Origin of the sequence: Clostridium tarantellae (assembly GCF_009295725.1) — a bacterium.
In the GTDB taxonomy this organism is placed as follows: Bacteria; Bacillota; Clostridia; order Clostridiales; family Clostridiaceae; genus Sarcina; species Sarcina tarantellae.
Map to the genome: position 1 here is coordinate 1 of NZ_WHJC01000696.1, position 296 is coordinate 296.

The window sequence follows — 296 nt, forward strand, 5'->3', positions numbered from 1 at the left end:
CAACTAATGGATGGTCCATAGGAGATGCTAAGACCTTTACTGTGGCAGTAAATTTAAATAGTGGAATAAATACTATTAAGTTCCATGGAGATGGAATAAACTATGGTCCAAGTCTTGGAGAAGTAACTTTAACCTTAGTATCCGGCACAGTAACACCACCAACAGAACCAGTGAATCCACCAACAGTGCCAACAGGAAGTAATCCAGTTTATAAGTATAATGCAGCAGAGGGAATGCTTTCTAATGGAGCTTTAATAGAGGATGCTGGAGGAGTAAATGTGGCAGGATGGATAGGA

General features: G+C 40.2%; 1 pseudogene. It reads left to right on the plus strand.

From position 1 onward, the window contains the following. Positions 1-296, plus strand: a pseudogene (locus GBZ86_RS17730) (hypothetical protein); the annotation flags it as partial.